The organism is Gracilibacillus halophilus YIM-C55.5, from assembly GCF_000359605.1.
GTDB lineage: Bacteria > Bacillota > Bacilli > Bacillales > Amphibacillaceae > Gracilibacillus > Gracilibacillus halophilus.
Map to the genome: position 1 here is coordinate 1 of NZ_APML01000064.1, position 7,749 is coordinate 7,749.

At 38.2% G+C, this 7,749-nt stretch carries 9 protein-coding genes; 8 read left to right on the plus strand and 1 reads right to left on the minus strand.

Going from position 1 to position 7,749, the window contains the following annotated elements; genetic code table 11:
* Positions 1 to 59: 59 nt before the first annotated feature.
* Positions 60 to 332, minus strand: coding sequence for a ketopantoate reductase family protein (locus J416_RS12410; protein ID WP_003472889.1), 273 nt, complete (start codon positions 330 to 332; stop codon positions 60 to 62).
* A 170-nt stretch (positions 333 to 502) separates the two neighbouring features.
* On the opposite strand from J416_RS12410, the gene J416_RS12415 reads away from it, so the two are divergent.
* The 8 genes from J416_RS12415 (at position 503) to J416_RS12450 (ending at position 7,503) form a co-directional block, all read left to right on the plus strand.
* The gene (locus J416_RS12415; protein ID WP_003472892.1) at positions 503 to 1,522 is read left to right on the plus strand and encodes a tetratricopeptide repeat protein; all 1,020 of its coding nucleotides are present in this window, start codon (positions 503 to 505) and stop codon (positions 1,520 to 1,522) included.
* A gap of 79 nt (positions 1,523 to 1,601) precedes the next feature.
* Positions 1,602 to 2,552, plus strand: coding sequence for a thioredoxin-disulfide reductase (gene trxB / locus J416_RS12420; protein WP_003472893.1), 951 nt, complete (start codon positions 1,602 to 1,604; stop codon positions 2,550 to 2,552).
* A gap of 276 nt (positions 2,553 to 2,828) precedes the next feature.
* Positions 2,829 to 3,710 carry an RNase adapter RapZ gene (gene rapZ, locus J416_RS12425; RefSeq protein WP_003472894.1) on the plus strand — a complete coding sequence of 294 codons (882 nt, stop codon included), beginning with the start codon at positions 2,829 to 2,831 and terminating at the stop codon, positions 3,708 to 3,710.
* 3 nt (positions 3,711 to 3,713) lie between these two features.
* A complete protein-coding gene (locus J416_RS12430; protein WP_003472895.1) occupies positions 3,714 to 4,682 on the plus strand; it encodes a gluconeogenesis factor YvcK family protein in 969 nt (322 codons plus the stop codon).
* A gap of 16 nt (positions 4,683 to 4,698) precedes the next feature.
* Positions 4,699 to 5,649, plus strand: a complete 951-nt coding sequence (gene whiA / locus J416_RS12435; RefSeq protein WP_003472897.1) for a DNA-binding protein WhiA — start codon at positions 4,699 to 4,701, stop codon at positions 5,647 to 5,649.
* Between the two features lie 88 nt (positions 5,650 to 5,737).
* On the plus strand, positions 5,738 to 5,998 hold the full coding sequence (locus tag J416_RS12440; protein WP_003472900.1) for an HPr family phosphocarrier protein: 261 nt from the start codon (positions 5,738 to 5,740) through the stop codon (positions 5,996 to 5,998).
* Positions 5,999 to 6,090: 92 nt separating this feature from the next.
* A complete protein-coding gene (locus J416_RS12445; RefSeq protein ID WP_003472903.1) occupies positions 6,091 to 6,822 on the plus strand; it encodes a gamma-glutamyl-gamma-aminobutyrate hydrolase family protein in 732 nt (243 codons plus the stop codon).
* A gap of 51 nt (positions 6,823 to 6,873) precedes the next feature.
* Positions 6,874 to 7,503 (plus strand): hypothetical protein, encoded by a 630-nt coding sequence (locus tag J416_RS12450; RefSeq protein ID WP_003472906.1) that lies wholly within the window; start codon positions 6,874 to 6,876, stop codon positions 7,501 to 7,503.
* Positions 7,504 to 7,749: the final 246 nt, after the last annotated feature.

The following is a 7,749-nucleotide window of genomic DNA, read 5'->3' on the forward strand; positions in this document are numbered from 1 at the left end:
CCCTTCCTACCATACCAAATTCTAACTAACCTAAATGGTTGAAAGCTTGTATCTGTATTTTACACAAGATTAAGGACTTGACTTTGTTCTAAATGATATCCTTTCAAAGCAATCACTAAGATATCGGCATGTGATATTTGCTGTGGATCAGTGGTGATTTGTGGCTCTTGAATCGTATCGTTTCCTTTTACACTCTGAATGTGCATGTGATGCTCTCTCAATTGTTGATATCTACCTTCGCGCACAAGATACGTTACCTTTGCGCCTGCTTTTTCCCACCTTGTACCGAAATAACTACCTAAAGCGCCTGCTCCAAAAATGACAATATGCATAAAATTCCCTCCTATTTTTATTTTACTATAAATCACGGCATAGAGGAAAAGCTTTGAAAAGGTATTTTCTTCTACTGAATATGTGTTATAATGCTTAAGTCATAACCTTTTTTCATAATGAATAGTTCGTTTATAGATAAACCAACGTAGTGAGGAGGTTCTATCAAGTAGTGTCTAAACAGGAATCACATGATCAAAAACTGATACCTTTTATTCCTGAGGGAGATTTCTATTTTTCAAAAGGTGTAGAAGCATATCGTAAGAAAAAATTTGATATATCATTGAAATGGTTTGGAAAAGCCATAGAAGCAAAACCCAATAACCCTCTCTATCAATGTCAAATGTCGATTGTCTATACAGAGATCGGTTCGTATCATTTAGCCAATCAATTATTAGAGGATGTTCTCGCGTCACATGGTGAAGAATATGTAGATTGTTATTACTTGCTTGCCAATAACTGTGCCCATTTAGGATTATTGCAAGATGCAAAAGCTTATGCGCAAACTTATGTAGAAGAAGCGCCGGATGGTGATTTTTCTGAAGAAGCCAATAGTCTCTTGACGGTATTATCGATCGATGAAGAAGAGGAACAAGAAGATGAATGGGCATTTGATAAAGAAGATGATATTCTGATGTATCAGGAAACGGTTTTTTATCACTTGGACCGTGAAGAATGGACGAAAGCCTTGGCCTTATTAGAAGAAATGATCGCGATATTCCCAGATTTCTCACAAGCGCGCCATGAATATGCTTATGCTCTTTATTTTGCAGGAGAAAAGGAAGAAGCCATTGCATTAGAAGAGGAGTATGTCCATCATCATCCCGACGCTTTATTCGGCATTATGAATTTGGCGATTTTTTATTATTATCAAGAAGATTCGGATAAACTAGAACCAATTACAAATACCCTTGTAAATATTTATCCAATGCATGAACAACAGAAGTTACGACTGGCAATGACCCTTTCACAAATTGGATTCGTCGAAGAAGCTTATCAACGTTATCAATCGTTAAGTAAAGATATTGTGAAAAACCATGCTTCTTTCTATCGATGGTACAGTGCATGCTGTTACGGATTAGGCAAAATCGAACGCGCCTATCAAATTTGGGAAGAAGGTTGTCGTAAACATGATATCTTATCGAAGCAAACACCACCGTGGTTGATGTCATCTACCTTTTACCATGGGTAGTATGAGCAGAATGTTAGACCTTTTTTCATTCAAACGCAATAATAGGGGTTAGAAAGAAAGGCAGAAAGGATGAAGACAAATGGCAGAAGATAAAATTTATGACGTGATTATTGCCGGCGCTGGTCCTGCAGGTATGACAGCTGCAGTCTATACGTCACGCGCCGATCTTGATACATTAATGTTAGAACGTGGGATTCCAGGTGGCCAAATGGCAAATACAGAAGATGTAGAAAATTATCCTGGTTATGATCATATTTTAGGGCCTGATTTATCAACAAAAATGTTTGACCATGCGAAAAAATTCGGTGCAGAATATGCGTATGGTGATATTAAAGAAGTGATTGACGGGAAAGAGTATAAGACGATCGTTGCTGGCAAAAAAGAATATAAAACAAGAGCTCTCATTATAACGACTGGTGCACAATATAAGAAATTAGGTGTACCTGGTGAAGAAGAATTGGGTGGTCGTGGTGTATCCTATTGCGCTGTATGTGATGGTGCGTTCTTCAAAAATAAAGAACTTGTCGTTGTAGGTGGTGGCGATTCCGCTGTCGAAGAAGGGGTTTATTTGACAAGATTCGCAAGTAAAGTCACGATTATTCATCGCCGTGATGAATTGCGTGCACAAAAGATTTTACAAGATCGTGCATTTAAGAATGATAAGATTGACTTCATTTGGGATACCAATGTAACTTCAATTAATCAAAAAGACGGAAAAGTTGGTAGTGTAACTTTATATAATAACAAAACAGGTGAAGAGTCTGAATTCGAAACAGATGGTGCGTTTATTTATATTGGTATGGTACCACTTAGTGAGCCATTTCAATCCATTGGTATTACGAATGAAGAAGGTTATATTCCAACGAATGAAAATATGGAGACAAGCGTTCCTGGCATTTATGCAGCAGGTGACATTCGTGAGAAAGAATTACGTCAGATTGTAACTGCTACTGGTGACGGAAGCATTGCCGCCCAAGCTGCACAATCTTATATTGAGAACCTTGAAGAAACATTAAATACACCAAGTTAATGGTTGTCATTAAATCGACATAGAAAGTAATGAGAAGTTAACTTCACTGTAACACGCACGAAATAAAAATACGTTACAATGAAATTAACTAATTGACCCCCTTTTTAATAAATAGATGTTTGGCATAGGCTCCCATACCTATGCCATTTTTTTCTATGGAATAAAGAAGTGAAAAGGTTGTGGGGGATCATGGCATACGTGTATAATAGAAGGTGATGATTCGTAAGTAATAAACATATAGATAAATAAATGGTTGTTTGTTGAGGAGTGACGCGAATGTCTGCCCAAAAAGAAGAAACCAAACTCGTTATTATTACAGGTATGTCAGGTGCTGGAAAAACTGTTGCGGTGCAAAGTTTTGAAGATCTTGGCTATTATTGTGTTGATAACCTTCCCCCCGCCCTTTTGCCGAAATTTTTGGAACTAATGAAAGATGCTTCGAATAATATACGAAAAGTTGCGCTCGTTATGGATTTACGAGGTCGTGAATTTTTCGATTCATTATTTCAAGCCTTGGATCAATTAGGGCAAGCTGATTGGCTGGAAGAACACATTTTATTTTTAGATGCGGATGACCATGTTCTCGTTTCAAGATACAAAGAAACGCGTCGGTCTCACCCATTAGCACTAGACGGGCTCCCATTAGAAGGGATTCACGCAGAACGTAGTATGCTGGATGAATTACGGGGGAGAGCGCAACACTTTATTGACACTTCTTCTTTAAAACCGAAAGAACTACGTGAAGAAATTGTCGAGCGATATAGTGAGAAAGAACAAGATATCTTTTCACTTCATACTGTTTCTTTTGGTTTTAAATACGGTTTACCGATTGATGCTGATTTAGTTTTTGATGTTCGCTTTCTCCCTAACCCACATTATGTAGCATCGATGCGCCCGCTAACTGGTTTAACAAATGAGGTTTCTTCGTATGTATTCAAATGGTCAGATACACAAAAGTTTATCGAAAAAACACTGGACCTACTCACATTCATGTTACCGCAATATAAAAAGGAAGGGAAAAGCCAACTTGTCATTGCCATTGGATGTACAGGTGGGCAGCATCGCTCTGTAGCAATTGCTGAACACATTGCTACAGCATTTGATAAGCAGTATGTGACGCATGTTACACACAGAGATATTGAAAAACGAAAGGGTTAAATCATGTCACAACAAAACCAAGAGCAGGGTAACATTGTAGTCATCGGCGGCGGTACTGGTATGCCAGTATTGCTTAGAGGATTAAAAAAACAATCCGTAGATTTATCGGCGATTGTAACAGTAGCCGATGATGGTGGTAGTTCAGGTAGACTACGTCATGAAATGGAAATACCAGCACCAGGAGATATCCGGAATGTGATTGCTGCTTTATCAGATGTGGAACCCATGTTAATGGACTTGTTCCAGCACCGTTTTACGAAAGGAAATGGGTTAAATGGGCATTCGATGGGAAATTTGTTGTTGGCAGCGATGACTTCTGTGACGGGTGATTTCTACACAGGGATTAAAGAAATTTCGCGCGTGTTAAACGTCAAAGGAAATATTTATCCCATTGCGAATCAAAATATGTTTCTTCATGCTGAATATGAGGACGGTAAGGTGGTTGTTGGCGAATCCAATATACCAAAAGCGAACCAGAAGATTAAACGTGTCTTTTTACAACCGAATCCCGTGTTGCCGTTACCTGAGGCTGTAAATGCGATTCATCAAGCGGATTTAATTGTCATCTCACCTGGGAGCTTATATACAAGTATTTTGCCAAATCTCATTATTCCCCAAATTGGTCAGGCATTGAAAGAAACGAAAGCAAATGTCGCCTATGTTTGTAACTTAATGACTCAAGAAGGGGAAACGAATGAATATACAGCATCAGACCATGTGCAAGCCATTCTAGATCACGTAGGCTCTGGTTGTTTGCAACATATCATTATGCATAATCAACCCATCGATCCATCTATGCGTGAAACATATGCAGAAGAGAATGCAATGCCAGTTGAATATGACCGTGAACGATTAGAAAACTTAGGATTAAATATCATTGAAGCGGACATTGTGAAAGAGCAACTACAGACGTTACGACATGATACAGATAAGATCGCTAAATTGCTGGTTTCGTTGCTGTCCGATTTATGAAGGGGAGTGGAGAAAGATGTCCTTTGCTGCCGATATAAAAAAAGAATTAACGAAGATAGAAGATGATGATTGTTGTCAGAATGCGGAATTGGCTGCATTGATTCGGATGAATGGGGCGATTTCATTATCACGACAACGATATGTGTTAGATGTACAGACGGAAAATGCGGCGATCGCTCGAAGAATCTATACGTTAATCAAATCCATGTATAATCGTCCTGTCGAGTTACTCGTGAGAAAGAAAATGAAGCTGAAAAAGAATAATGTTTATATTGTTCGCATGAGTGAAGGCGTTCAAGACATGTTAGAAGATATGAAAATTTTGAGTCAACCATTCAGTCTGATACGAACGATCTCAGAAAAATATACAGACCGTGAATGTTGTCGGCGAGCTTATTTGAGAGGAGCGTTTTTGGCAGGTGGTTCAGTTAATAATCCAGAAACGTCCTCCTATCATTTGGAAATCCATAATTTTTATGAAGAACATAATCAATCATTGTGTGAACTTTTAAATGAGTATGGCTTACATGCGCGTATTTTGGAACGCAAAAAAGGCTATATTACGTATATTAAAGAAGCTGAGAAGATTACAGAGTTTTTAAATTATATTGGTGCTCACCAAGCATTATTAAAATTTGAGGATGTTCGAATTGTGCGGGATATGCGCAATTCTGTGAACCGTTTAGTTAATTGTGAGACAGCCAATCTAAATAAAACGATTGGTGCTGCCTTCCGTCAAGTTGATAACATTCGTTTTATCCAGAACACGGTAGGGCTAGATGCATTGCCTGACAAATTAAAAGAAATTGCAGAATTACGTGTTGAACATCAAGATGTTACACTAAAAGAGTTAGGTGAGATGCTATCAGGAGGTAAGATCAGTAAGTCTGGTATTAATCACCGCTTAAAGAAAATTGATCAATTTGCTGAACAACTTCGCCGTGAAAATGTAACGGTACAGCAATAATTGTGGCTTTCTGTCATCTTAGATGGCAAGTAAGTCCTTTTCTTTTTCAATAATTGTCAGCGTTTTCATTATTATGAGGAGGGATTAGATGGTTTCAAAGGAAGTTGAGATTGCACTTCATCCTGGTTTACAAGCACGTCCAGCTGCTGAATTTGTACAAAAAGCGAACCGGTTTGTTTCACATATTTTTATTGAACAAGGTGAGAAAAGAATCAATGGCAAAAGTATTATGGGGTTAATGAGTTTAGCTTTATCAAAAGGCGATCACATTACAATTATTGCTGATGGAACCGATGAAGAAACAGCCATAGATGAATTAGTCGGCTTTGTCACTGAGAAAGAAGAATAAGTGAGTAGGAATATTGGTGACAGGATATTGGTATATTTTCCTGAGCTTTCTTACACAATAAGTAAGAAATGATCTGAAAAGGATGTGTAACCATGGTGTCATCAAATATTCCTGTGATTGGCATAACGAGTACCGTTGTTCATCATAATCAAATATTGAGTTATCATCTTCATGAAAAACATATTCAAGCAGTCAAACGAGCAGGTGGTGTCCCGGTCATTATTCCGACTGGCACAGATGTAATGTGTGATATTTGGGTGCGTATATGCGATGGAATTGTGTTAAGCAGTGGAGAAGATATCGATCCTGAATCATTTGGCGCGCATCCATCGCCACACATTCAAAAAACGAGTAAAAAACGAGATGAGACGGAAATCCAAATCGTTCACCATGCATTACAACAAAAAAAACCGATGTTAGGCATTTGCAGAGGAGCTATGATCGTTAATGTCGCATTAGGCGGCACCGTCATCCAAGATATTGAAACGAGTCATCCAAATGCCATTAATCATCAGCAGCAAGCCGCTCGATCTGAACCAACGCATCACATTCAAATGGATCAAGATAGTCGATTATTTCAATTAAGTACCACTTCTGATATTCAAGTCAATAGTATTCATCATCAAGCTGTTGATCAACTAGCGCCACAGTTAAAAAAAGTCGCAACAGCTCCTGATGGTGTGATTGAAGCCATTGAATCAGTAGATCCATTTTCGCCAATGATTATTGGCGTTCAGTGGCATCCAGAGGAGATGGCTAGCGAAAATCCGACCATGCAAAAACTTTTTGATACATTGGTCATGGAAAGTCAATCATGTTCTTAGGGCGATGGTTCGTTGTTGGAGTCAAATATTCATCATATAGGTGTGATTACAATGACAAATAGATATGTGTGGTATGCAAGTTATGGTTCGAATCTTAGTAGAGAGCGGTTCCTATGTTATATCAGAGGTGGACGCCCAAGAGGTGCTGATAAAGAAGAAATTGGTTGTCGAGATCAGTCGTTGCCAATAGATGAATCTACCCATATCATGCATTATCCCCTTTATTTTGCGAAAGCGTCAGAACGTTGGCAAAATCAAGGGGTCGGTTTTATTGGGCTTACGAAAGACGAACGTTGGTATACATACAGTAGAAAATATTTAATTACAGAAGAACAATTTACGGATGTAGTCAAACAAGAAAATAACGGAGCGACATTAAATGTTGATTTTGATGAAGTGATTGAACATGGCTTTAAGACGTTTCGTGACTCATGGTATGGTACGATTTTGTATATTGGAGAAGAGGAAGGGTATCCAATTTTTACATTTACAGCGGATTGGGATCTAGATGTTTTATTTCAACAGCCTTCCAGTCAATATTTACGAATGATCATTTACGGTTTGAAGTCAACACTCTCACTTGATAAACATGAGATTGTTGCATACTTAATCGACAAACCTGGTATAGAAGGAAATTATAAAGAATCAGATATTGAAGCGCTTGTTGAAGCAGAGAAATGATGATTTTAACTGTTTTTCGGCATTAGGCTCGGGTAGTTCCGAGTCTTTTTTGTGTTTATAAGTCAAATAGATCATGTTTAAGTGGTTGTTTGCATGAAAAACTGTATTTACTAGGAAATCGATACAAAATGTTCTCTGGATTTCCCGGTAATTTGCGATTTACAGTCAAGTCCTTAATCTTGTGTAAAATACAGATACAAGCTTTCAACCATTTAGGTTAGTTAGAATTTGGTATGGTAGGAAGGG